Source organism: Exiguobacterium aurantiacum, assembly GCF_024362205.1.
Classification (GTDB): Bacteria; Bacillota; Bacilli; order Exiguobacteriales; family Exiguobacteriaceae; genus Exiguobacterium; species Exiguobacterium aurantiacum_B.
Map to the genome: position 1 here is coordinate 1,839,920 of NZ_CP101462.1, position 21,787 is coordinate 1,861,706.

Annotated in this window: 24 protein-coding genes; 1 reads left to right on the forward strand and 23 read right to left on the reverse strand. The window is 54.4% G+C overall.

Translation table 11 applies throughout. The annotated features are described in order from the left end of the window. Positions 1 to 2: 2 nt before the first annotated feature. The 17 genes from topA to smc form a co-directional block, all read right to left on the reverse strand. Positions 3 to 2,099 (reverse strand): type I DNA topoisomerase, encoded by a 2,097-nt coding sequence (gene topA / locus NMQ00_RS09565; RefSeq protein WP_255176514.1) that lies wholly within the window; start codon positions 2,097 to 2,099, stop codon positions 3 to 5. Positions 2,100 to 2,164: 65 nt separating this feature from the next. Further along, on the reverse strand, positions 2,165 to 2,956 hold the full coding sequence (gene dprA, locus NMQ00_RS09570) for a DNA-processing protein DprA (RefSeq protein WP_255176515.1): 792 nt from the start codon (positions 2,954 to 2,956) through the stop codon (positions 2,165 to 2,167). A 54-nt stretch (positions 2,957 to 3,010) separates the two neighbouring features. After that, the gene (gene sucD / locus NMQ00_RS09575) at positions 3,011 to 3,928 is read right to left on the reverse strand and encodes a succinate--CoA ligase subunit alpha (RefSeq protein WP_255176516.1); all 918 of its coding nucleotides are present in this window, start codon (positions 3,926 to 3,928) and stop codon (positions 3,011 to 3,013) included. A 12-nt stretch (positions 3,929 to 3,940) separates the two neighbouring features. Further along, positions 3,941 to 5,101 (reverse strand): ADP-forming succinate--CoA ligase subunit beta, encoded by a 1,161-nt coding sequence (gene sucC, locus NMQ00_RS09580; RefSeq protein WP_114165532.1) that lies wholly within the window; start codon positions 5,099 to 5,101, stop codon positions 3,941 to 3,943. Positions 5,102 to 5,212: 111 nt separating this feature from the next. Further along, positions 5,213 to 5,482, reverse strand: coding sequence for an EscU/YscU/HrcU family type III secretion system export apparatus switch protein (locus tag NMQ00_RS09585; protein ID WP_021067106.1), 270 nt, complete (start codon positions 5,480 to 5,482; stop codon positions 5,213 to 5,215). Beyond that, a complete protein-coding gene (locus NMQ00_RS09590) occupies positions 5,479 to 6,327 on the reverse strand; it encodes a hypothetical protein (protein ID WP_255176517.1) in 849 nt (282 codons plus the stop codon). The genes NMQ00_RS09585 and NMQ00_RS09590 overlap by 4 nt, the downstream gene beginning before the upstream one ends. Positions 6,328 to 6,338: 11 nt before the next feature. Next, positions 6,339 to 7,091 (reverse strand): ribonuclease HII, encoded by a 753-nt coding sequence (locus NMQ00_RS09595; RefSeq protein ID WP_255176518.1) that lies wholly within the window; start codon positions 7,089 to 7,091, stop codon positions 6,339 to 6,341. 41 nt (positions 7,092 to 7,132) lie between these two features. After that, positions 7,133 to 7,993 (reverse strand): ribosome biogenesis GTPase YlqF, encoded by an 861-nt coding sequence (ylqF, locus tag NMQ00_RS09600; protein ID WP_255176519.1) that lies wholly within the window; start codon positions 7,991 to 7,993, stop codon positions 7,133 to 7,135. 12 nt (positions 7,994 to 8,005) lie between these two features. Further along, on the reverse strand, positions 8,006 to 8,548 hold the full coding sequence (lepB, locus tag NMQ00_RS09605; RefSeq protein ID WP_255176520.1) for a signal peptidase I: 543 nt from the start codon (positions 8,546 to 8,548) through the stop codon (positions 8,006 to 8,008). An 82-nt stretch (positions 8,549 to 8,630) separates the two neighbouring features. After that, positions 8,631 to 8,984: a 50S ribosomal protein L19 gene (gene rplS, locus NMQ00_RS09610; protein ID WP_015881369.1), complete on the reverse strand. Its 354-nt coding sequence runs from the start codon at positions 8,982 to 8,984 to the stop codon at positions 8,631 to 8,633. Between the two features lie 113 nt (positions 8,985 to 9,097). Next, positions 9,098 to 9,814: a tRNA (guanosine(37)-N1)-methyltransferase TrmD gene (gene trmD / locus NMQ00_RS09615; RefSeq protein ID WP_255176521.1), complete on the reverse strand. Its 717-nt coding sequence runs from the start codon at positions 9,812 to 9,814 to the stop codon at positions 9,098 to 9,100. Next, positions 9,804 to 10,319 (reverse strand): ribosome maturation factor RimM, encoded by a 516-nt coding sequence (gene rimM, locus NMQ00_RS09620; RefSeq protein ID WP_034777158.1) that lies wholly within the window; start codon positions 10,317 to 10,319, stop codon positions 9,804 to 9,806. Before rimM ends, trmD begins: the two co-directional genes overlap by 11 nt. A 53-nt stretch (positions 10,320 to 10,372) precedes the next feature. Further along, positions 10,373 to 10,648, reverse strand: a complete 276-nt coding sequence (gene rpsP / locus NMQ00_RS09625) for a 30S ribosomal protein S16 (RefSeq protein WP_255176522.1) — start codon at positions 10,646 to 10,648, stop codon at positions 10,373 to 10,375. Between the two features lie 81 nt (positions 10,649 to 10,729). Further along, positions 10,730 to 12,070: a signal recognition particle protein gene (gene ffh / locus NMQ00_RS09630; protein WP_034777156.1), complete on the reverse strand. Its 1,341-nt coding sequence runs from the start codon at positions 12,068 to 12,070 to the stop codon at positions 10,730 to 10,732. Positions 12,071 to 12,081: 11 nt separating this feature from the next. Further along, the gene (locus NMQ00_RS09635; protein ID WP_255176523.1) at positions 12,082 to 12,405 is read right to left on the reverse strand and encodes a putative DNA-binding protein; all 324 of its coding nucleotides are present in this window, start codon (positions 12,403 to 12,405) and stop codon (positions 12,082 to 12,084) included. Positions 12,406 to 12,501: 96 nt separating this feature from the next. Continuing rightward, complete coding sequence (gene ftsY / locus NMQ00_RS09640) at positions 12,502 to 13,503, reverse strand: signal recognition particle-docking protein FtsY (RefSeq protein ID WP_255176524.1); 1,002 nt, start codon at positions 13,501 to 13,503, stop codon at positions 12,502 to 12,504. Continuing rightward, entirely contained in the window at positions 13,500 to 17,057 is a 3,558-nt protein-coding gene (smc, locus tag NMQ00_RS09645) for a chromosome segregation protein SMC (RefSeq protein ID WP_255176525.1), read from the reverse strand. The genes ftsY and smc overlap by 4 nt, the downstream gene beginning before the upstream one ends. 115 nt (positions 17,058 to 17,172) lie before the next feature. Between smc and NMQ00_RS09650 the strand changes: the two genes are divergently transcribed. Further along, entirely contained in the window at positions 17,173 to 17,367 is a 195-nt protein-coding gene (locus NMQ00_RS09650; RefSeq protein WP_021067093.1) for a DUF1128 family protein, read from the forward strand. A 51-nt stretch (positions 17,368 to 17,418) separates the two neighbouring features. Here NMQ00_RS09650 and rnc read toward each other — a convergent pair whose 3' ends face one another. Genes rnc through fapR form a run of 6 tightly spaced genes read right to left on the reverse strand, consistent with a single transcriptional unit; the run spans position 17,419 to position 21,783 of the window. Continuing rightward, a complete protein-coding gene (rnc, locus tag NMQ00_RS09655; protein WP_138859619.1) occupies positions 17,419 to 18,198 on the reverse strand; it encodes a ribonuclease III in 780 nt (259 codons plus the stop codon). A 58-nt stretch (positions 18,199 to 18,256) separates the two neighbouring features. After that, complete coding sequence (acpP, locus tag NMQ00_RS09660) at positions 18,257 to 18,496, reverse strand: acyl carrier protein (protein ID WP_021067091.1); 240 nt, start codon at positions 18,494 to 18,496, stop codon at positions 18,257 to 18,259. A 59-nt stretch (positions 18,497 to 18,555) separates the two neighbouring features. Next, positions 18,556 to 19,296, reverse strand: a complete 741-nt coding sequence (gene fabG / locus NMQ00_RS09665; protein WP_255176526.1) for a 3-oxoacyl-[acyl-carrier-protein] reductase — start codon at positions 19,294 to 19,296, stop codon at positions 18,556 to 18,558. Then, positions 19,289 to 20,209, reverse strand: coding sequence for an ACP S-malonyltransferase (gene fabD / locus NMQ00_RS09670; protein WP_255176527.1), 921 nt, complete (start codon positions 20,207 to 20,209; stop codon positions 19,289 to 19,291). The genes fabG and fabD overlap by 8 nt, the downstream gene beginning before the upstream one ends. Positions 20,210 to 20,227: 18 nt before the next feature. Further along, positions 20,228 to 21,217, reverse strand: coding sequence for a phosphate acyltransferase PlsX (gene plsX, locus NMQ00_RS09675; RefSeq protein WP_255176528.1), 990 nt, complete (start codon positions 21,215 to 21,217; stop codon positions 20,228 to 20,230). Continuing rightward, positions 21,214 to 21,783, reverse strand: a complete 570-nt coding sequence (gene fapR, locus NMQ00_RS09680) for a transcription factor FapR (RefSeq protein WP_021067087.1) — start codon at positions 21,781 to 21,783, stop codon at positions 21,214 to 21,216. Before fapR ends, plsX begins: the two co-directional genes overlap by 4 nt. Between the last annotated feature and the right edge of the window lie 4 nt (positions 21,784 to 21,787).

Genomic DNA, 21,787 nt, shown 5'->3' on the forward strand with positions numbered 1-21,787 from the left:
AGTTAATCCTCCTCTAACTGATGTACCTCGGCATGGGTACAGTTCGTACATTGATATTTCACGCCGTCTTTGATTTTTTTCTCGACCATCATCTTACCACATTCCGGACACGGTTTCGCGACCGGCTTGTCCCATGAGACGAACTCACAGTCTGGATAGTTCGAACAGCCGTAGAACAGACGACCTTTTTTACTGCGTCTTTCGACGACTTGTCCGTCTTTGCAGCTCGGACATGGGACGCCGATCTCGACTTGTACCGGTTTCGTGTTCGTACAGTTCGGGAAGTTCGAGCACGCCATGAATTTACCGTAGCGGCCCATCTTGATGACCATCGGCGCACCGCATACTTCACAGTCGATGCCGGCCGGTTCGTCTTTCACTTCGATCTTCTCGATCTCAGACTCGGCCCGCTTCAATCGTTTCTCGAAACTGCGATAGATTGGGGCAACGACGTCGGTCCAAGCGACTTCCTCGTTCTCAATCGAGTCGAGGAGCGTCTCCATGTCGGCCGTGAATTGCACGGTGATGAAATCGTTGAAGTACTCATCGATCATCTCGATGACGAGTTCACCGAGCTCCGTCGGGACGAACTTCTTCTCTTCGAGGACGACGTAACCACGTTTTTGAATCGTATCGAGCGTCGGCGCATACGTCGACGGACGACCGATCCCGAGCTCTTCCATCGCCCGGACGAGTCGTGCCTCGCTATAACGCGGTGGCGGTTGTGTGAAGTGCTGTTTCGGTTCGATCGTGTCGAATTTGACGAGGTCGTCGACTTCGAGCGGTGGCAGCAACCCTTCTTTTTCTGGGTTCGTCTCTTCGATATCATCATCTTTCGATTCGATATACACTTTCATGAAACCAGGGAATTTGACGGTCGACCCGTTGGCACGGAAAATCATGCCGTTCGACTCGACGTCGATTTTCACCGTATCGAGGATGGCCGGCGCCATTTGGCTCGCGACGAGACGTTCCCAGATCAACTTGTACAGTCGGAGCTGGTCACGTGACAAGTACGCTTTCACCGAGGCCGGGTCACGTAACGCCGACGTCGGACGAATCGCTTCGTGGGCGTCCTGGGCGTTCGCCGCCTTCTTCTCTTTTTGCTTCTGCAATGCGACGTACTCTTCACCGAACGTGGACTCGATATACGATTTCGCTTCTTCTTTCGCCAAATCCGAGATTCGCGTCGAATCGGTACGCATGTAGGTGATCAAACCGACGGTACCTTCTTTTTTACCGAGGTCGATCCCTTCGTAAAGCTGTTGCGCGAGCATCATCGTCTTCTTGGCACGGAAATTTAGCTTACGGGCCGCATCCTGTTGGAGCGAACTCGTCGTAAACGGGAGCGAGGCGTTCCGCTTCCGCTCTTTCTTCGTGACGTCGATGACTTTGAACGAGTCGTCGATCGCTTTGAGCACCGCGTCGGCGTCAGCCTCGCTCTTGAGCTCCAGTTTCTTCCCGTCTTTTCCATAAAACGATGTCTCGAACAATTCGCCTTCATGGTTGAGCGTGAGTTTGATCGTCCAATACTCTTCTGGGTCGAAGGCATTGATTTCCCGCTCCCGGTCGATAATCATTTTGACGGCTACCGATTGGACGCGTCCGGCCGATAAGCCTTTTTTGACTTTCTTCCATAATAATGGGCTCATCCCGTATCCGACGAGACGATCCAAAATCCGTCGTGCCTGCTGGGCGTCGACGAGATCGTGATTGATTTTACGTGGGTGTTTGAATGACTCCTTGATCGCATCTTTCGTGATCTCGTTAAAGACGACCCGACATTCTGTCGTTTCGTCGACACCGAGGGCACGCGCTAAATGCCAAGCGATCGCTTCCCCTTCGCGATCCGGGTCAGCCGCGAGAAAGATTTTCGTCGCTTTTTTGGCTGCCGTCTTCAATTCTTTCAAAACGGGACCTTTTCCACGAATCGTAATGTACTTCGGTTCAAAGTCATGTTCTACGTCGACACCGAGTTGACTCTTCGGTAAGTCGATGACGTGTCCCATTGATGCTTTGACCGTGTAATTCGATCCTAAATAACGTTTAATTGTTTTTGCTTTCGCCGGTGATTCGACGATCACCAAATATTTTGCCATACATCTGCTCCCCTTTTAGAGGTCATTTAAATCCCTACCATAATATTCATGTTGTCGTTGGTTTGTCAACGTCCAATCCTTGAACGCATTAGAATTTGGTCGGAATTCGTCAATGGAATCGCTCCATCCTCAATCAATCGGTTCGGTCCTTCCGCGAGCGGATCGAGCGGGCTTCCCGGCACCGCAAACACCGTCTTTCCTTGCTCGAGCGCATGTCCGACCGTATTCATCGTCCCGCTCTTCTGACGGGCCTGAATGACGACGAGCTGGTCGCCGAGTCCGCTGACGAGACGATTTCGTTCTAAAAATTGAAATTTTTTGACAGGTGTTTCCGGTGGGTATTCGGTGAGAAGTAACCCGTGCCTCGAGATCTGTTCGAACAGTGGCTGATGGGCATGAGGATACATGTGCGAAAAACCGGCCCCGAGGATGGCGATCGTCGGGCAGTGGTGCCGCAGCGACAGCTCGTGAACGAGCCCGTCAATGCCGAGTGCCCCGCCCGATACCGATACAGTTTCTTCTATTAAAGGGCGGAAATGTTCGACGAGTCGATGGCTGATCCGGTTCAATTCACGACTTCCGACCAAAGCGGTCGTTTGTTGTTGTAGTACCTCTAAATCGCCTCGGTAAAACAAACAATACGGAGGATTCGGGATGTCGAGCAAAGCGCGCGGGAATGCTTCGTCTTCCCACGTCAAAAAACGGTCGTACGTGACCGTTGAACGAAGCGCCCGTTTCGCCTTGTGCCAGACGTTCGGATGGAACTGATGGGAGCTCAAACCAGGATGAGACAAGTAATGATGGACGAACTCGACCGGCAGCCGTTCAGCCGCGAATCGAGCAATTGTTTGATTCATCACAATCACCTCTAAAAAAATGAGGGATGGCGCGCATCCCTCATTCCGAATGGTTTACGTGGTCGGTTGGCCCGTCACGCAAGCTTCATACAAACCTTCTTGCTTCAACACGCGGATGAGTGTCTCCCCGATGACGGCTGGCGTCTCGGCGACTTCAATCCCGTTGGCGTTCAATGTCTTGATTTTCTCGGCAGCCGTTCCTTTTCCGCCCGAGATGATGGCACCGGCATGGCCCATCCGTTTCCCTTCAGGAGCCGTTTGACCACCGATGAAGCCGATGACCGGCTTCGTCATGTTCGCTTTCACCCATTCAGCGGCTTCCTCTTCAGCCGTTCCGCCGATTTCACCGATCATGATGACCGCTTTCGTGTCCTCATCGTCGTTGAACGCTTGAAGCGTGTCGATGAAGTTCGTCCCGTTGACCGGGTCGCCACCGATTCCGACCGCCGTCGATTGACCGATCCCGGCCGTCGTCAACTGATGGACCGCCTCGTACGTGAGCGTCCCTGAACGCGAGACGATGCCCACGTGGCCTTTTGTATGGATGTAACCAGGCATGATGCCAAGTTTCGCTTCCCCTGGTGTGATGATCCCCGGGCAGTTCGGTCCGATGAGACGGGCCGGTTTGTCCTCGAGGTAACGCTTCACTTGAATCATGTCGATGACCGGGATGCCTTCTGTGATACAGATGATGAGTTCAATCCCGCTATCGGCCGCCTCCATGATCGAATCCGCCGCGAAGGCCGGTGGTACGTAGATGATTGACGCATTCGCGCCTGTCGCTTCGACGGCCTCGGACACCGTGTTGAAGACCGGTACGCCGTCAAGGACAGTCGTGCCACCTTTACCAGGCGTCACCCCTCCGACCAACTTCGTGTTATAAGCCAACATCTGTTCGCCGTGGAACAGACCTTGTTTCCCCGTGATCCCTTGAATGATCACTTTTGTATCTTGATTTGCCCAAATACTCATGTCGTTTCCCCCTTATCGAACGAGTGCCGCGATTTTTTCTGCACCGTCAGCCATCGAGCTCGCCGAAGTGATCGCAAGTCCAGATTCATCGAGAATGCGTCGTCCCGCATCCACGTTTGTACCTTCTAAACGGACGACGAGTGGTAAATCGAGACCGATTTCTTTCGTCGCCGCGACGATACCTTCAGCGATGATGTCACACTTCATGATGCCACCGAAGATGTTGACGAAGATTCCTTTGACTTGGTCGTCTGACAAAATCAATTTGAACGCTTCCGTTACTTTTTCTTTCGTCGCACCGCCGCCTACATCGAGGAAGTTAGCGGGTTCGGCGCCATAATGCTTGATGATATCCATCGTCGCCATGGCAAGGCCGGCACCGTTGACGAGGCAACCGATGTTGCCATCGAGCGCGATGTAGCTGAGGTCGTGTTTTGACGCCTCGACTTCACGCGGGTCTTCTTCTGTCGTATCGCGAAGATCGACGATATCCGTATGACGATAAAGCGCGTTGCTGTCGAAGTTGAGCTTCGCATCGAGCGCGATGACGTTTCCGTCTTTCGTCGTGACGAGCGGGTTGATTTCCGCGATCGTGCAATCCGTCTCGACATACACTTTGTACAGCTTCATGACCATGTCACTGAATTTGTTGACGAGTTTTGTCGGCACTTCCATCTTGAAAGCAAGTCGGCGCGCTTGGAACGGACGAAGTCCGACGACCGGGTCGACGACTTCTTTATGAATCTTTTCAGGTGTATGTTCAGCGACTTCTTCGATGTCCATACCGCCCTCTGATGAACCCATGATGACAATTCGGCCGATCGAACGGTCAAGCACAAGTCCTAAGTAAAATTCCTGGTCAATCGCAGAACCTTCTTCGATGTAAAGGCGTTGCACGACTTTTCCTTCAGGTCCAGTCTGATGCGTGACGAGCGTCTTGCCGAGAATCTCTGACGCGTACTGTTTGACTTCCTCATCCGTCTTCGCAAGTTTGACACCGCCGGCTTTCCCGCGGCCCCCTGCGTGGATCTGAGCTTTGACAACTTTTAGTTCACCGTCTAGCTTGGCGGCGGCTGAGACTGCTTCTTCAACCGTGAACGCCGGATAGCCCGTAGGTACGGCCACTCCGAACGCCCGAAGCAATTCTTTCGCCTGATACTCATGGATATTCATTTCGTTTCCCCCTTAGTCCCCTTTAATATCGGCATGTCTATTGTAACGAAAAACTGAAAGCGCTGTCTATCGTTCTTGCTTTAAGTTTTCATCTTTTTTTCACATCTACCCCTAGACATCCTCGATTTTTCCTTGTTCCATCTGATAAAGAAACACGAAAAGCTCGGCGATCACCTGATACAGGTCGTCCGGAATCTGCTCTTCAATCTGCAGGGCGGACAAAAGCGACAACAAGGCCGGGTCCTCATGAATCGGAACCCCGTTCGCTTGGGCGAGGGCGAGCATGCGCTCGGCGACGAGTCCGCCGCCTTTGGCGACGACGCGTGGAGACTCCATCGATTGCTCATAGGACAAGGCGATGGCTTGTTTGCGATCGGTCATACGCGTTGGTCCACCTTTCCGAGCGGGGCGAACGTGTCCTGTACCGCTTCCCGCTTTGCTTCGAACGAGAAGCGGGACAGCTCATAGCCGCTCGCTTCAAGTGCGCGCCCGAGCAGCGGCTCGTAGGCGTTGACGAACGGACTCAAATCATGCTGCTCATTGAACACTTTAACCGACACGTGCCGCTTCTGGACGAGCAGGTCGATGCCCGTCTCCCCGTACTTCGGGGTCTCGAGGAAAAGCACGATGCGGGCATGGTCGGAGTCGATGACCTCGCCTTTCGGTGCCTCGAGACGGAACCGTACTTGTTCAAACGGCCCTAAATTCGGTATGTGAAATGCTTGAACGACATACGGCGGCGTTTGGAGGGCGTTGAACGTCTCCTGGGCCCGCACGAACTGTTCGAACTTCGGGTCACCTTTAGCTTTGAACAACTCACCGACGAGCTGTTTCACATCCGACCCGGCCCCGCTCTCGAGCAATTGACGTCCTTGTGCTTGTAGCGAATCGGGCGTGTCGAGCGGCTGGCGGGCCAGGCGTCCGAGCTCGCTACCGAGCTGGGCGAGCGGTGACCGTGCTGCTTGCGCGAGCGCTTCTGCTTGTTGCGGCACGACCTTCAAAACGAGCTTCGGTTCGAGCTCCGTGACGATCATCTTGTACGTCACATTTTCTTTGACGTCGGCGTTCACCCCGACCCGGAACAAACCTTGCGGCAGCTGCATGACCGCCTCGCCTCCTGGCAACAGCTGGAGCACCCGGCCGACGACCGTATTGCCGACGAGCAGTTGCCGTGAATTCTGTTCCGTGACCTTGAACGGCATGACGCCTTGGTGATCGATGCGCATCGTTTCCCCTCCTACATCTGTTTAATCGGTGCGAACGATTTCCGGTGAATCGGTGTGATGCCGTGTTCCGCGAGCCCGGTCAAATGGTCTTTCGTGCCATAGCCCGCATTCCGCTCGAACCCGTAACCGGGATAGAGGACGGCGAAATCTTCCATCATGTTGTCGCGAACGACTTTGGCGACGACGCTCGCCGCCGCAATCGAGACGCTCCGGGCATCCCCTTTGACGAGCGACTGCTGCGGAATGTCGAGGTCGAGCCGCATCGCGTCGATTAACAGCGCATCGACCGCTCCGAGCTGTCGGACCGCTTCCACCATCGCCAGTTTCGTCGCCTCATAAATATTGACTTGGTCGATCACGTCAGCGTCGACGATGCCGACGCCGACCGATGCCTCGTCCATGAGGATGCGGTAGGCCAGTTCCCGCGCCCGTTTCGACATCTTTTTCGAATCGTTCAGGCCGGGATGATAAAATCCTTCCGGCAAGATGACGGCCGCCGCGACGACGGGACCCGCGAGTGGCCCTCGACCGACCTCATCGACGCCGCCGATGAGACTGAACCCTTGGGCCTTCAAACCGTCTTCGAACGCGTGACGGGCCGTATAATCGGCACGGAGGGCATGTTCTTGTGCGAACTGCCGCTCTCGTTGCCGGATGAGCGTCTGGACTCCCGCCCGCGGGTCGTCTTTCAACTCGTCCCGCACCTGCTCCCACTCTTCATATCGGACCATCTGTAGCCGTTGTTTAATCGCTTGAATCGTCATTCCGTTCCCCCTATTCAAAAAAGCCCTGTTTGCACAGGACTTCACGCCATGTCATGGTCGGCCGGCGTCTCGAGGGAGACCCGTCCGATTTTCTCATGACGCAGTTCATTCAATAGTAATTCGCTCGCTTTCTCGAAATCGACGTAGCCGCCGCTGACGAGTCCACGTTTCTTGCCAATCAATTCGAGCAGTTCGACGGCATCTTCCGGCAGTTGATCAATTTTGAATCGCTCTTTCAACTGTTCCGGATAGCGGGCCGATAGCTCACGGGTCGCATAGAGCGCGATATCATCAAGGTTCAAGATATCATCCTTGATGGCACCAGTCGCCGCCAAGCGATAACCGACCATCTGGTCCTCGAACTTCGGCCAAAGAATCCCCGGCGTATCGAGCAATTCCATCTCGCCGCCTTTCATCTTGATCCATTGCTGGCGCTTCGTGACACCCGGACGGTCGCCAGTGACAGCGATATTGCGTCCGGCGAGGCGGTTGATGAGCGTCGACTTGCCGACGTTCGGGATGCCGATGATGAGAGCACGAATCGGGCCAGGGTTCCGGCCTTTCTCTCGCATGCGGTCATGCTTCTCTTGCATGAGCTTCTCTGCGCCCGACATGAGCTGCTTCAAACCTTTGCTATGTTTCGCGTCGACGGCGACGACCTCGACGTCATCGCGCTTCAAGGCGCGGAGCCAAGCGTCGGTGACGACCGGGTCGGCCATATCGGCTTTATTCAAGACGATGAGACGCGGTTTGCCTTCCGTAATCTCATCGACCATCGGGTTACGGCTCGATTGTGGGACGCGTGCATCGACGAGTTCGATGACGACATCGATGAGCTTTAACTTTTCTGTTACTTGTCTTCGTGCCTTGGCCATGTGGCCAGGGAACCATTGAATTGCCAAAAAAACACCACCTTATTCTTGTACGGTCCCGAAATCGCCGAGCGGCCAGAACACGAAGTTCGTTTTGCCGACGACATCCTCTTTCGGGACAAAGCCGATTTCACGGCTGTCTTTCGAGTTTTGTCGGTTGTCACCCATGACGAAGTACGAGCCTTCTGGGACGACCGCCTCGCCCGTCACTTGTTCGAGCGTAAAGTTCTCGGTAAGAGGAAAGCCGTTCATCTGGGCCCGGAAATCTTCTAAATACGGTTCTTCGACCGCTTCGTCGTTCAAATAAAGCGTATCGTCCCGATATTCAAGCGTGTCGCCAGGGATGGCGATGACGCGTTTGATATAGTCTTTCGATTCCGTCGCGTGGAAGACGATGATATCGCCCCGGTCGAGCTCACCGACGTAATTTGAGATTTTGCTGACAATCATACGATCGGCATTTTGGAGCGTCGGCATCATTGACTCTCCCTCGACGATGACAGGTACAAAGATGAACGTCCGGATCACGAACGCGATGACGAGCGCAACGACGATCGCCTTAAGCCAACTGAACACTTCTTTCAACTTGCCTCACTCCTCTGTCCGTTTGAACTTATTGTACTAGAAAAAAAGAAGCTTGTCGCAAGCGACAAGCTTAATCCCCATCTTAACGACGGATTTCTTTAATACGTGCTGCTTTACCGCGAAGGTTGCGGAGGTAGTAGAGTTTCGCACGACGGACTTTACCGTAACGAACGACTTCGATTTGCGCGACACGCGGTGAGTGAAGCGGGAATGCACGCTCAACACCTACGCCGTAAGAGATCTTACGGACTGTGAATGTTTCGCTGATGCCGCCACCTTTACGCTTGATGACTACGCCTTCGAAGATCTGGATACGCTCACGCGTTCCCTCTACGACTTTAACGTGGACACGTACTGTGTCACCAGGACGGAAAGCAGGTACGTCCGATTTGAATTGTTCTTCTGTGATTTCACGGAACAGTTTTTGTGTGTTCATGAATTGTTCTCCTTTTTCTTCAATGTTCATATCTTCATCTGCCCAAGCATCCAACAGCGGAACATCGGTAATCGGTGGGGTTAACCCACATGCTCAAACATAGCATAATTTGGTCAATCGCGCAACGATTCAATGAATTTTTTATCCGACTTCGACATGTCGATTCGCTCGAGCAGTTCCGGTCGCCGGCGATACGTACGTTCAAGTGACCGTTCGCGGCGCCACGTCTCGATTTTGGCGTGATTGCCTGACAAGAGAACGTCTGGCACCTTCAGGCCACGGAACTCCGCCGGTCGCGTGTAGTGCGGGTACTCGAGTAGCCCCGTCGAAAACGAGTCGTCCTCGTGGCTCGCTTGATCGCCGAGCACTTCCGGGATGAGCCGCACCGTCGCATCGATCATGACCATCGCCGCGAGTTCACCGCCGGTCATGACGAAATCGCCGATTGACACTTCGTCCGTCGCGAGCTCGTCATGGATGCGTTGGTCGAACCCTTCGTAATGGCCGCATAAAAAAATCAGATGTTCCTCTGTCGCCCACTCTTCTGCCAGCTGTTGGTCGAAGCGGCGTCCTGTCGGCGTCGTGACGATGACGCGGGGACGCCTCTTGTCGATGGCGTCAAAGGCGTCAAAGATCGGTTGCGGGGTGAGCAGCATGCCCGCCCCGCCCCCGTATGGGTAATCGTCGACTTTGTGGTGTTTGTTCGTCGAGAAGTCACGGAAGTTCGTGAGCGTCATCTCGACTTGCCCGAGCGTGCGGGCCCGTCCGACAATCGAATGATCGAGCGGGGCGAACATTTCGGGGAATAACGTTAAGACATCAATCTTCATCGTCGATCATTCCCGGGATCGGGGTGATGACGACACGTTTCGCCTCGACATCGATGTCGCTCACGACCGACTCGATGTACGGGATGAGCGCATCTGACTTGCCGGGGCGCTTGATGACCCAGACGTCGTTCGCGCCGGTCTCGAAGATGTCATCGACGACTCCGATGACCTCACCGTCGACGACGGCCTCGCAACCGATGATCTCATGGTAATAAAACTCATGTTCCGGCAACTCGTGGACGTGCTCGACATGGACGTATAGCTTCATCCCTTTATATTTCTCGACGAGATTGATATTCTCGAGCCCCTTGAACGTCACGAGATGGAACTGTTTGTGCGGACGATACGTCGTCACCTCGAACGGGACCTTCTTGCCGTCGATGTCCAAATAGAGCGTCTCGCCTTTTTTGAAGCGTTCCGCCGGGAAATCGGTCGCGGCGAGCAGTTTCAATTCCCCTTTTAAGCCATGGGTGTTGGCGATTTTACCTACGTATAACCATTCCATTGTTATGCCTCCTCACAAAAATGGGCCGACCTCATAAAAGGTCGGCCACATCCTTACTTCGCGTTTTTCGCGTTGTGGAATTTCTCCATGATCCCTGCTTTAGAGAACAAGTTACGTACTGTGTCAGATGGCTTCGCGCCGTCTGCCAACCATTTGAGAGCGAGTTCTTCATTGATGCGAACTTCTGCTTCTGGTTTTGCAACCGGGTTGTAGTGACCGACTTGCTCGATGAAGCGGCCATCACGTGGTGAACGTGAATCAGCTACAACGATCCGGTAGAAAGGTGATTTGTTTGCGCCCATGCGCTTGAGACGAATTTTAACTGCCATGGTAATATACCTCCATCATGTGTTTAAGAATTGACAACTTTAATAGTATACTGTTTTTTTGCCCGACTGACAAAAGTTTTCTTAGAAGAACGGAAGGCCGAGACCTTTTTTCTTCCCTTTCATTTGTCCTGACATCTGCTTCATGAGCTTTTTCATGTCATCGAACTGTTTGATGAGACGGTTCACTTCCTGGATGGAACGACCGCTCCCTTTTGCGATCCGCTTACGACGACTCGCGTTGAGCACTTCAGGATTGGAGCGCTCATGCTTCGTCATCGAGCGAATGATCGCCTCGACATGATCGAGTTGCTTCTCGTCGATTTGGACGTTCTTCAACCCTTTCATCTTACCTGCACCAGGTAACATCGAGAGCAATTCATCAATTGGGCCCATGTTTTTCACTTGACCCAACTGCTCGATAAAATCATCGAACGTGAACGATGCATCGCGAATTTTGCTTTCAAGCTCTTTCGCGGCATCTTGGTCCATCTGTGACTCGGCTTTTTCAATGAGCGTGAGCACGTCCCCCATCCCAAGAATCCGTGACGCCATGCGTTCCGGGTGGAATGGTTCGAGGGCATCCAACTTTTCACCGAGACCGACGAACTTAATCGGCGCTCCCGTGACTGCCTTGATTGAAAGGGCTGCCCCACCACGTGTATCACCGTCGAGCTTTGTGAGCACGACGCCGGTGATTCCGAGTTTCTCATTGAAGCTGTCGGCCACGTTGACCGCATCTTGACCCGTCATCGCATCGACGACGAGGAAGATTTCATTTGGTTTGGCAATCGTCTTCACGTTCTCGAGTTCGCCCATGAGCGTCTCGTCAATGTGAAGGCGACCGGCCGTATCGATCAACACGAAATCGTGATGATTGGTTTTGGCGTACTCGAGCGCTTTTGTGACGATTTCTTCCGGCTTCACTTGATCGCCAAGTGAGAACACCGGTAAATCGAGCTGCTTGCCGAGTGTCTCGAGCTGTTTGATGGCCGCTGGCCGATAAATATCCGCCGCGACGAGAAGTGGACTCCGGTTGTGCTTTTTGCGAATCAAGTTCGCGAGCTTCCCGGTCGTCGTCGTTTTCCCCGCACCTTGTAACCCGACCATCATGACGACTGTCGGTGGTTTTGGGTTAAATGTGATTGGGACGACATCGCTTCCCATCAAGTTCGTTAGCTCTTCATGAACGATTTTGACAACTTGTTGGCCAGGTGTCAACGATTTCATGACGTCTTGGCCAATGGCCCGTTCTTTCACGTCGTTGACGAACTGTTTGACCACTTTGAAGTTGACATCGGCTTCAAGGAGTGCGAGACGAACTTCTCTCATCATCTCTTTGACATCTGCTTCGGAAATTTTACCTTTCCCCCGCATTTTCGCCAGTGTCGATTGCAACCGTTCGGATAATCCTTCAAATGCCATGCTTCAGCCCCCTACTCTAAATTCTCAAGCGCCGAAATCGTTTCCGTCGCGTCGGACGAATGTTCGACTTGACGTTTGAGCGTCTGAAGCAGTTGTTGTCGCTGTTCGAATTTCTCGAACAAGGCCAACTTCTCCTCATACTGCTCAAGCATCGCTTCGGTACGCTTTATGTTATCGTAGACCGCTTGACGGCTGACTTCAAACTCTTCCGCAATCTCTCCGAGCGAGTAGTCATCTAGGTAATAAAGAGACATATAGTTGCGCTGTTTCGGTGTGAGTAGTGCTTGATAAAAATCGAACAAATAGTTCATTCGATTCGTCTTTTCGAGCGACATGACCTCCACCTCCACATGTTAAGTGAAATCCCTTTACAACTACCAATAGTACAGCCGTCCCCATCTCTTGTCAAGTTTTTTTCTTAACAGAGAAACTTAGGCGAGGTCATCGTTTGTCTGTTGTTTCTCTTCGAAGATGTCACCAAATAATCCGTACACGAACTGCTCCGGGTCGAACGCCTGTAAATCGTCGACTTTCTCACCGAGACCGACATATTTGACCGGGATATCGAGTTCGTTTCGAATCGCGAGCACGATGCCGCCTTTGGCCGTCCCGTCAAGCTTCGTCAAGACGATCCCGCTCACGTTCGTCGCTTCTTGGAACGCCTTCGCCTGGACCATCGCGTTCTGCCCTGTCGTCGCGTCTAAGGCAAGCAACACTTCGTGCGGACCATTCGGTACTTCGCGTTCGATGACACGCTTCACCTTCTCAAGTTCCTTCATCAAATTGACCTTGTTTTGCAGACGTCCGGCCGTATCACAAATCAAGACGTCGACGCCGCGCGATTTCGCTGCCTGAACGGCGTCGAACACGACCGCGGCCGGGTCCGACCCTTCGGCTTGGCGGATGACCGGGACGCCGGCACGTTCGCCCCAAACTTGGAGCTGGTCGATGGCACCGGCCCGGAACGTATCCCCTGCCGCGAGCATGACCGAACGGCCTTCCGACTTCAACTGGTGCGCGAGCTTGCCAATCGTCGTCGTCTTCCCGACGCCGTTGACGCCGACGAACAAGATGACGGTCAATCCGTCCTGCATGTTCAACTCCCGGTCCGACTCGTCTTCTTGAAGTCGCTTCGCCACGACTTCGACGAGCGCGTCACGGACGGCGACCGGATCTTTCAAATTGCGGCGCTTCACTTCTTCTTTCAAATCTTCGACGAGGTCCATCGTCGTCGTCACCCCGACGTCCGCCTGGATGAGCAAATCCTCGAGTTCATCGAAGAAATCCTCATCGACTTCGCGGAACCGGTAGACGAGATCGTTGACGGCACTGGCAAACCCGTCCCGCGTCTTCGTCAATCCGTCGGTAAACTTTTGTGACGCCTCTTGCGTCGAGGTCGTCAACTTCTCTTTTAACTTCTTAAAAAAACTCAACTTAATTCCTCCATCTCTTGTTCCGTCTCGACGACGCGCTTCGCTTCGGATAGTTCGACCGAAAGCACCTCGGAGACACCGTTTTGTTGCATCGTCACGCCATAGAGCGTGTCCGCCGCTTCCATCGTCCCTTTACGGTGGGTGATGATGACGAATTGTGTATCGATCGACAGCGTCCGGATATATTCCCCGAACCGATGGACGTTCGCCTCGTCGAGCGCCGCCTCGACTTCATCGAGCACGCAGAACGGGACGGGTCTCGTTTTCAGGATGGCGAACAGGAGCGCAATCGCCGTCAAGGCCCGTTCTCCGCCCGAGAGCAGACTGAGCGTCTGTAATTTCTTCCCGGGCGGTTTGGCGACGATCTCAATGCCCGTATTGAGCAGGTCGGACTCGTCGACGAGTTTCAAATCGGCCTCGCCACCACCGAACAGCTCGTGGAACGTCTGTTTAAAATGACCACGGACGAGTGTATACGTCTCGTTGAATAATCGCGTCACTTCGCGGTCCATCTCGGTGATGATGTCATACAAGTCCTCTTTGGCGCTGACGAGGTCATCCCGTTGCTCGGACAAGAACATGAACCGTTCATTGACGAGATCAAACTCCTCGATTGCGTTCAAGTTGACCGGTCCGATCTCTTCAATTTGACGAACGAGCAACTTGAACTCTTCTTTCGCCTCATCGAGCGGGATTGTGAGCGTCGGGAGCAACTCGAAGACGAGTCCTCGTTCCTCGAGCGCGTCGAGTTTCCACTTCCGTTTCAACTCGAGCTCGTTCGCCTCGGTCTCGAGTTTGCGGACATCCGCCTCGAGCCGACGACGTACGTCTGCTGCCTGTTGTTCCCGCTGTCTGAGGATGCGGTATGACTCTTCTTCGGCGTGCAGCTGTTTCGTATGCAACGTCATCCGGTCTTTCAATCCATCCATCTGTTTGACCGCCTCGACGTGCTCGAGCTCGAGCTCGGCAGAAGAGACGACCCGGCCGCTCGCCACATGTTCGAGCTCACGCTCGATTTGTTGGAGACGTGCCGTCTGTTTGGCGACCTCGGTCTCGAGTCGCTCGACTTCCGCACGGACGCGGTCGAGGTCGAGCGTGTGCCGTTGACGATCGAGTTCGTTTTGACGGATGGCTGCCTGCAGTTGCCCCGTCGTCTCGGCGCCTTTCGCTTGCTCGCCGCGGAGGGTCTCAAGTTCGGTCCGAATCGAGGCTTGCAATGCATCGGTCGACTCGAGCTCTTCGGCAAGTCGCGTCAACTCATTTGTGGCAGATGCGATCGTATGGGCGTAGCGCGCCATCTCGTGGTCGAATAGTTCGAGTTGTGCCTTGGCGTCTTGCGACACCCGCTCCAAGTTTCGATACGCCTGTTCCGTCGAGCGAAGCGTCTCTTCCGCCTCGCGTTTCTTGAGCTTGAGCGCTTGGAGCGACTCACGCAACCGTGACATCTCATCGGTATACGTCGTCACGCGTAACTGTTGCTCGTGCAGCATGGCCAACCCTTGCGTCAACCCGTGTTTCAAGTCATCGAGTTCCCGGGACTGGGTGAACAAGGCGACGCCTTGCTTCCGGCTACCCCCGGTCATCGAACCACCGACGTTGACGATGTCCCCCTCGAGCGTGACGATGCGATAGCGATATCCGGTCGTCTGGGCGATCCGGTTGGCCACCTCGAGTGAGTTGGCGACGATGACGGCACCGAGAAGGGACCGCTTCAATTTATCGTAGGCCGGGTCCGTCTCGACGAGGTCGGCGGCGATGCCGACGAACCCGTCGACTGATTCGAGGCGGTGCGCGACTTCACTCGGGACGTAACGTTCCTTCACGGTCGTCATCGGGACGAACGTGGCCCGTCCGGCGCTCGCTTTCCGTAATCGGTCGATCTCACGGCGTCCGACCGCTTCCGTCTCGACGACGATATGTTGTTGCGTCTGACCGAGCGCCGTCTCGATAGCGGCCTCGTAGGACGGGAGGACGTGAATCAATTCCGCGACCGCACCGAGCACACCCGGACCCCGTTCTTTCAACACGAATTTGACGGCATGGAAATAACCCTCATATGACTGCTTCATCCGTTCGAGCAACTCGATGCGGTCCTCGGTCTTCTGACGCCGTCGGTCGAGGTCGTGGTACGACTGCTCGGCCCGGGCCAGCTTGTCCCGAAGTGTCGTTTCTTGTTCGGTCAAATCGGCTTCTTCGGCGAGTAGCGTCTCCCACGTCGACCGCGCCTTCTCGAGACGAGCCTGTTCGGCCTCGAGCGATGCCGTCTGTTCGGTCCGCACGTCGAGGCGGTCCTTGTTCTCACGAAGGAGACGGGCTTTCGCTTCTTCTGCTTGTTCGATATCGCGCTGTTCACGCTTCTGTTGGTTACTCAGCGTGGCGCGTGTCGTCGCCAGTTCGAACGCCTCGCCTTGAAGCTGTTCGATTTCTGCGTTAAAGTCACGCGTCGCCGCTGTCAATTGTGTGTCGAGCTCGGCGCGTGCCGCTTCCACGGTATGTAACGCCTCGGCTTTGGACGCCATATCCGCGTTGGCCACGTTTAACTTCTGCGTCAACTGTTCGGTCTCTTCGGCCAATTCGATTCGTTGGCGTTCAAGGCGTTCTTTCGTCTCCGCCCCGTGCTCTTCACGGGCTTTCGCGAGCTTGATTTCACCTGTCAACCGTTCAAGTTCGGTCGCTTGGGTCCGTTCTTCTTGGTGGAGCGTGTCGAGTGTTTCCCGATCGGCGGCGAGTGTCGCTTCGAGCGCCGTCCGCTCGTCTGAAATCGTGGCCAATGTGCCGTCTTGCTCCGTAAGGTTCGTCTCGGCCGTCCGCAACTGTTCGGACACACGAGCGATACCCGTGCCGAGGTCTGTGATCTCGGCGCCGAGAATGCCCGTCTCGAGCTCATCGTGACGTGCTTTGGCGACTTGATACTCGCGGGCGAGTGCGGCTTGCTCCCGGAGCGGCTCGACCCGGTCGGCGAGTTCATACAAGATGTCATCGACCCGAGACAAATTCAGCTCGGTATCCTGGAGCTTCCGTTCGGCTTGTTTTTTACGTTGGCGGTACTTCAACACCCCGGCCGCTTCTTCAATGACGGCCCGACGGTCTTCCGGTTTTCCTGAGATGACTTGTTCGACCCGGCCTTGACCGATGATGGCGAACGCGTCGCGCGATAGACCCGTGTCCATGAACAGGTCAATCACGTCTTTGAGCCGACATGGCTTTTTGTTCATGAAGTAGTCGCTGTCGCCGCTCCGTGTGACGCGGCGCGTCACGCTCACTTCTGCGTACGGCAAGCGCAAATGGGCGTCCGTGTTGTCCAAGACGAGCGTCACCTCGGCGACGTTGCGATGGTTCTCACCTTCACTGCCGGCAAAGATGACGTCTTCCATTTTCGCTCCGCGGAGCGATTTGGCCGACTGCTCACCGAGTACCCAGCGAACAGCGTCCGATATATTTGATTTTCCGCTCCCATTCGGTCCAACCACGGCTGTGACGCCGGGACGAAAATCTAGTTCAATCCGCTTGGCAAACGATTTAAAGCCAGCGAGTTCGATTCGTTTTAAGTGCATCGTGACCATCCTATCCTCAGTAAGCATTCATTTGTTTATTTTACCACAGTTGCCAGTTCGTCAAAATGCTAGAATCATGCTATTCTAAAAAGAACTGTAGAAAGGGGTACGACCGATGACTAACGAACAAATGATTGAGGAAATTCTCGACAAAATGAACATCATCAACCGCGGTGCCATTAAAGCGGAAGAATATAACCGTGCTGACGCCTCGGCCGTCAAAGAGATTTATGACTACGTGATGAACCGTTCATCGCTGTCGATCTCCGAAGTGGATGGAATCGTCGAAGAGCTTGGACAATTGACGTAACAGGATGACACAAAAGGAGTGGACCGTTTGAGTGGTCCACTCCTTTTTTTGTTACAGGCCGGCGTACTGCCGGTTGAATTCGATTAACGCTTCTTTCGCCGCGAGCTGTTCGGCCTCTTTCTTCGATCGACCGATGCCTTCGCCGACGATATCGTCAGACAGACGGGCATGGGCGACGAACTCGCGGCTATGCGCCGGGCCGCGCTCTTCGATGATCGTGTAAGAGACGGGGCCGAGCCCTTCCCGCTGGACGCTCTCTTGGAGCTGGCTCTTATAATCGGTCTGTTCTTCAAACACACCGGCTAAGACTTTCGGAAAAACCGCTTCGGCGAGGAACTGTTCGACTGGTTCGATCCCTTGGTCCAGATAGAGCGCGCCGATGTATGATTCGAACACATCTGCGAGTAACGCCGGACGCTTGCGCCCGCCGGTCAACTCTTCGCCTTTCCCAAGCAAGATAAAATCAGAGAAAGCATAGGCTTCCGCAAAGTTGACGAGTGATGGCTCACAGACGATGGCCGCCCGCAACTTTGTTAATTCCCCCTCGGAGCGCTCCGGATACGTCTCATACAAAAACCGAGACACCGTCAACTCGAGCACCGCATCACCTAAAAACTCTAAGCGCTCATTGTCTTTTTTCAGACCGCGTTGTTCGTTGACGTATGAGGAGTGGGTGAACGCTTGCATCAGTAGGTCTTGGTTCGTGAATCGAACCGACAGCCGTTCTTCAAGTACTTTGAACTGCTCGAGAATCCGTGACCGCTCGAGCTCATTTCGTCGGCGTCGTTGCGCCGACCCTTGACGGTCAAACCGTCGCTTGTCCTTTGTCATAATTCCCTCCGTGTATAAGCACAAGCCCACCGCTCATGACGAGCGGTGGGAGGCTTGATTACAATTTAGTTTCGATGTAAGCGACGACGTCGCCAACAGTCGCGAGTTTCTCTGCATCTTCGTCTTCGATTGTGATATCGAACTTGTCTTCAAGGTCCATGACCATTTCCATCACTTCGAGCGAATCCGCGCCGAGGTCGTCTTTGAATGATTTGTCGGCTGTGATCTCAGATACATCTTTCCCGAGTTTCTCTGCCACTGCTGCTTGTACGTCTACTAAGATTTGTTCTGTTGTCATGATAAAATCCCTCCAAATTAAAGTATATAAAATGTGATTCGATTGGTAAAGTTCTGATTTTAAGCCATCGTCATCCCGCCGTCAACGGCGATTGTCTGACCTGTCACGTAAGCCGCTTGGTGTGAAGCGAGGAATGAGACAACGTTCGCCACGTCTTCGACTCGGCCGAAGCGATTGAACGGGATTTGCCCTAGCGTCGCCTCACGTTGGGCGTCGGTCAAAGCGTCGGTCATGTCCGTTTGGATGAAACCAGGACAGACGGCGTTCACCGTCACATGGCGTCCGGCGAGTTCACGCGCGACCGACTTCGTCAGTCCGATGAGACCGGCTTTCGCCGCCGCGTAGTTCGCCTGTCCGGCGTTCCCCGTGATACCAACGACTGAAGCGATATTGATGATACGGCCCGACTTCGACTTCAAGAGCGTCCGCGTCGCGGCTTGCGACGTCAAGAACGCGCCTTTCAAGTTCGTCGACAACACATCGTCAAAATCGGCCTCTTTCATACGCATGAGCAGACCGTCACGCGTGATGCCCGCATTGTTGACGAGACAGTCGATGCGGCCGAACGTGTCGACCGCCGTCTTGATGAGTGCCTTCACATCATCACTGTTCGAGACGTTCGCTTGGACAGCGATCGCCTCGCCGCCGTTCGCTTCGATCTCGCTGACGACGGCATTCGCTTTCTCAACACTACCCGAGTAATTCACGACGACCCGAAAGCCGTCCTCCCCTAAACGCTTCGCGATGGCGGCCCCGATTCCTCGGGATGCGCCTGTCACGATTGCTACTTGGTCATGCACGTACTTCTCCTCCTAACGCGGCCACCTCTTCGAGCGTCGTCGCCTGTTTGATCGTCACTTTCGAATCGATCCGTTTGATGAGACCTGACAGCGGTGACGTCGGACCGAATTCAATGAACGTGTCGACGCCAGCGTCGATCGCTTTGCGGACACACGCTTCGAACCGGACCGAGGCGTACAGTTGCTCGGTGAGAAGTGCTTTCAATTTTTCCGGGGCGGTATGGACATCCGCATCGACGTTCGAGACGACCCCGATCGCCGCCGGTTTGAATGGCGACGAGGCGAGCACATCTTTGAACCGCGTCGCGGCCGGCATCATGTACGAGCTATGGAACGCGCCTGAGACGTTCAGCGGCAAGACGCGTTTCGCGCCAGCCTCTTTCAAATCCGTCTCGGCTTGTTTGACCGCATCGACATGTCCCGAGATGACGAACTGACCCGGACAGTTGTAGTTGGCGATTTGTACAAGGTTCCCGCTAGCACTGATTTTCTCCGTCACATGGAACGCCTCGTCGACATCGGTCATGCCGATGACGGCTGCCATCGTTCCATCCTTCACTTCTGACATCAACTTGCCGCGCTCGTGGACGAGCACGCTCGCTTCTTCCAAGTCGATGACGCCTGCGACGACGAGTGCCGCATATTCTCCGACGCTGTGACCGATCACCAAGTCTGGAGTGGCGCCCGTTTTAGCGTGAGCTTGTGCGAGTGATGCCGCATGCGCCACGATGGCCGGTTGGGCCACCTCCGTCCGTTGAAGCTCTTCTTTTGATCCTGCCGCCATGGCGTCGAGTAAATCAAATCCGAGGCGACGGTTGATCGCTTGCAGTTGTTCAGGATTGTCGAGGAACGTTTGGCCCATGCCGACGGCTTGTGACCCTTGTCCCGGAAATACCCATGCTGTTTTCCCCATGTACTCACCTTCTTTGAATTAGTTTGTGGCTTTTGCTTGTTTGATCTTCGTGACGACGTCGTGATCGACCATGATTTTCGCCTGTTTGAGCGCGCTCATGATGGCGAGCGCGTCGCTCGAACCGTGCGCTTTGATGACCGGGGCGTTGATGCCGAACAAGCCGGCGCCACCATGTTCCCGATAATCTAATGTTTGTTTCAATCGTTTCAACTTCGGTTTTAAGACGAGAGCGGCGAGCTTCGAAACGAGATCGCTCGTGAACTGCTCCTTCATCATTTTCATAAGCATCGACGACGAGCCTTCGACACCTTTGAGCAAGATGTTTCCGGCGAACCCTTCCGTGACGATGACATCGACATCACCGGACATCGCCTCGCGCGCTTCCACGTTGCCGACAAAGTGGACCGGGGCTTGTTCAAGGAGGGGGTACGCCTCTTTCGTGAGGGCGTTTCCTTTCCCAGCCTCGGTCCCGATGTTGAGTAGCGCGACCCGCGGACGTTTGACACCGCGGACGTGCTCAGCGTAGAGCGAGCCCATGATCGCATAGTCGACCAAGTGCTCAGGCTTAGCGTCCGGGTTGGCCCCGACGTCTAAAATGACGACACCGCTACCCGTATATGTAGGGAACGTAGGTGACAACGCGGGACGCTCGATGCCGGGAATGCGCCCGATGACGAACAGTGACGCCGCCATGAGGGCGCCCGTATTCCCAGCCGAGACGAGGGCGTCGGCCTCGCCGTCTTTGACGAGTTTGGCCGCCACGACGAGCGAACTGTCCTTCTTACGGCGGACGGCCCGGACCGGTTCGTCGTCCCCGGTGATGATTTCGCTCGCTGGAACGATTTTAATCCGCGGGTCGGTCAACCCGTAAGAGGCGAGTTTGACCTCGTCTCCGACTAAAAACAGTTCCATCGATTCGTTCGGGAATGCGTCAGCAAACTGTTTGACACCTTCCACGATTGCTTTCGGGGCGTGGTCCCCGCCCATTGCATCAATTGCTAATTTCATGCCTGTTCCTCCTCACCGCGACGATAAATCGTGAAATCTCCGCTAAAGACACACTCTTCGCCGACATAACTATCCACTGTGACGTCCGTTCTTCCGTCCCGACGTAGTTTGATCACACGAGCCTTGGCAACGACTCGCTCTCCAAGATGGACTTGGCGACTAAAGCGGATGTCCGCCTTAGTGGTCAACGCCAATTCATCATTGATGAGCGCCACCGCTAACGAGTTGGCCTGGGCGAACAATACGTGTCCCCGGGCGATCTCATTGCGGCTAAAGACGTGTTCTCTCTCAATGTCGAGAACCGAGATGGCCGATTCATCGAGCTTCAAGTCAATCATATCACCGATGACCTCGCTCATGGCGAGCGACTTCACTTCATCGAGGTGTTCTGAGGCTACATGCTTGATCCGCTCTCTCACTTCCGGAATCTTTAATTCCATCCGATCGAGACGAATCGTTTGAATACTGACGGCGAACTGTTTCGACAGTTCTTCGTCTTTGATGAACGGGTTTCGATCAATCGTTTCTTGCAATAAGCGTTGCCGCTCTTTCTTAGGTACCCGCATTCAG

Bases quoted from the DNA above. Each gene is read 5' to 3' on its own strand.
- fabD (WP_255176527.1), bottom strand. From the start codon at position 20,209: ATGGGGAAAACAGCATGGGTATTTCCGGGACAAGGGTCACAAGCCGTC.
- rplS (WP_015881369.1), bottom strand. From the start codon at position 8,984: ATGAACACACAAAAACTGTTCCGTGAAATCACAGAAGAACAATTCAAA.
- sucD (WP_255176516.1), bottom strand. From the start codon at position 3,928: ATGAGTATTTGGGCAAATCAAGATACAAAAGTGATCATTCAAGGGATC.
- rnc (WP_138859619.1), bottom strand. From the start codon at position 18,198: ATGACAAAGGACAAGCGACGGTTTGACCGTCAAGGGTCGGCGCAACGA.
- acpP (WP_021067091.1), bottom strand. From the start codon at position 18,496: ATGACAACAGAACAAATCTTAGTAGACGTACAAGCAGCAGTGGCAGAG.
- sucC (WP_114165532.1), bottom strand. From the start codon at position 5,101: ATGAATATCCATGAGTATCAGGCGAAAGAATTGCTTCGGGCGTTCGGA.
- NMQ00_RS09595 (WP_255176518.1), bottom strand. From the start codon at position 7,091: ATGACGATTCAAGCGATTAAACAACGGCTACAGATGGTCCGATATGAA.
- ffh (WP_034777156.1), bottom strand. From the start codon at position 12,070: ATGGCATTTGAAGGATTATCCGAACGGTTGCAATCGACACTGGCGAAA.
- rpsP (WP_255176522.1), bottom strand. From the start codon at position 10,648: ATGGCAGTTAAAATTCGTCTCAAGCGCATGGGCGCAAACAAATCACCT.
- topA (WP_255176514.1), bottom strand. From the start codon at position 2,099: ATGGCAAAATATTTGGTGATCGTCGAATCACCGGCGAAAGCAAAAACA.
- NMQ00_RS09635 (WP_255176523.1), bottom strand. From the start codon at position 12,405: ATGTCGCTCGAAAAGACGAATCGAATGAACTATTTGTTCGATTTTTAT.
- NMQ00_RS09650 (WP_021067093.1), top strand. From the start codon at position 17,173: ATGACTAACGAACAAATGATTGAGGAAATTCTCGACAAAATGAACATC.
- plsX (WP_255176528.1), bottom strand. From the start codon at position 21,217: ATGAAATTAGCAATTGATGCAATGGGCGGGGACCACGCCCCGAAAGCA.
- fapR (WP_021067087.1), bottom strand. From the start codon at position 21,783: ATGCGGGTACCTAAGAAAGAGCGGCAACGCTTATTGCAAGAAACGATT.
- rimM (WP_034777158.1), bottom strand. From the start codon at position 10,319: ATGGAATGGTTATACGTAGGTAAAATCGCCAACACCCATGGCTTAAAA.
- smc (WP_255176525.1), bottom strand. From the start codon at position 17,057: ATGCACTTAAAACGAATCGAACTCGCTGGCTTTAAATCGTTTGCCAAG.
- dprA (WP_255176515.1), bottom strand. From the start codon at position 2,956: ATGAATCAAACAATTGCTCGATTCGCGGCTGAACGGCTGCCGGTCGAG.
- NMQ00_RS09590 (WP_255176517.1), bottom strand. From the start codon at position 6,327: ATGCGCATCGATCACCAAGGCGTCATGCCGTTCAAGGTCACGGAACAG.
- NMQ00_RS09585 (WP_021067106.1), bottom strand. From the start codon at position 5,482: ATGACCGATCGCAAACAAGCCATCGCCTTGTCCTATGAGCAATCGATG.
- trmD (WP_255176521.1), bottom strand. From the start codon at position 9,814: ATGAAGATTGATGTCTTAACGTTATTCCCCGAAATGTTCGCCCCGCTC.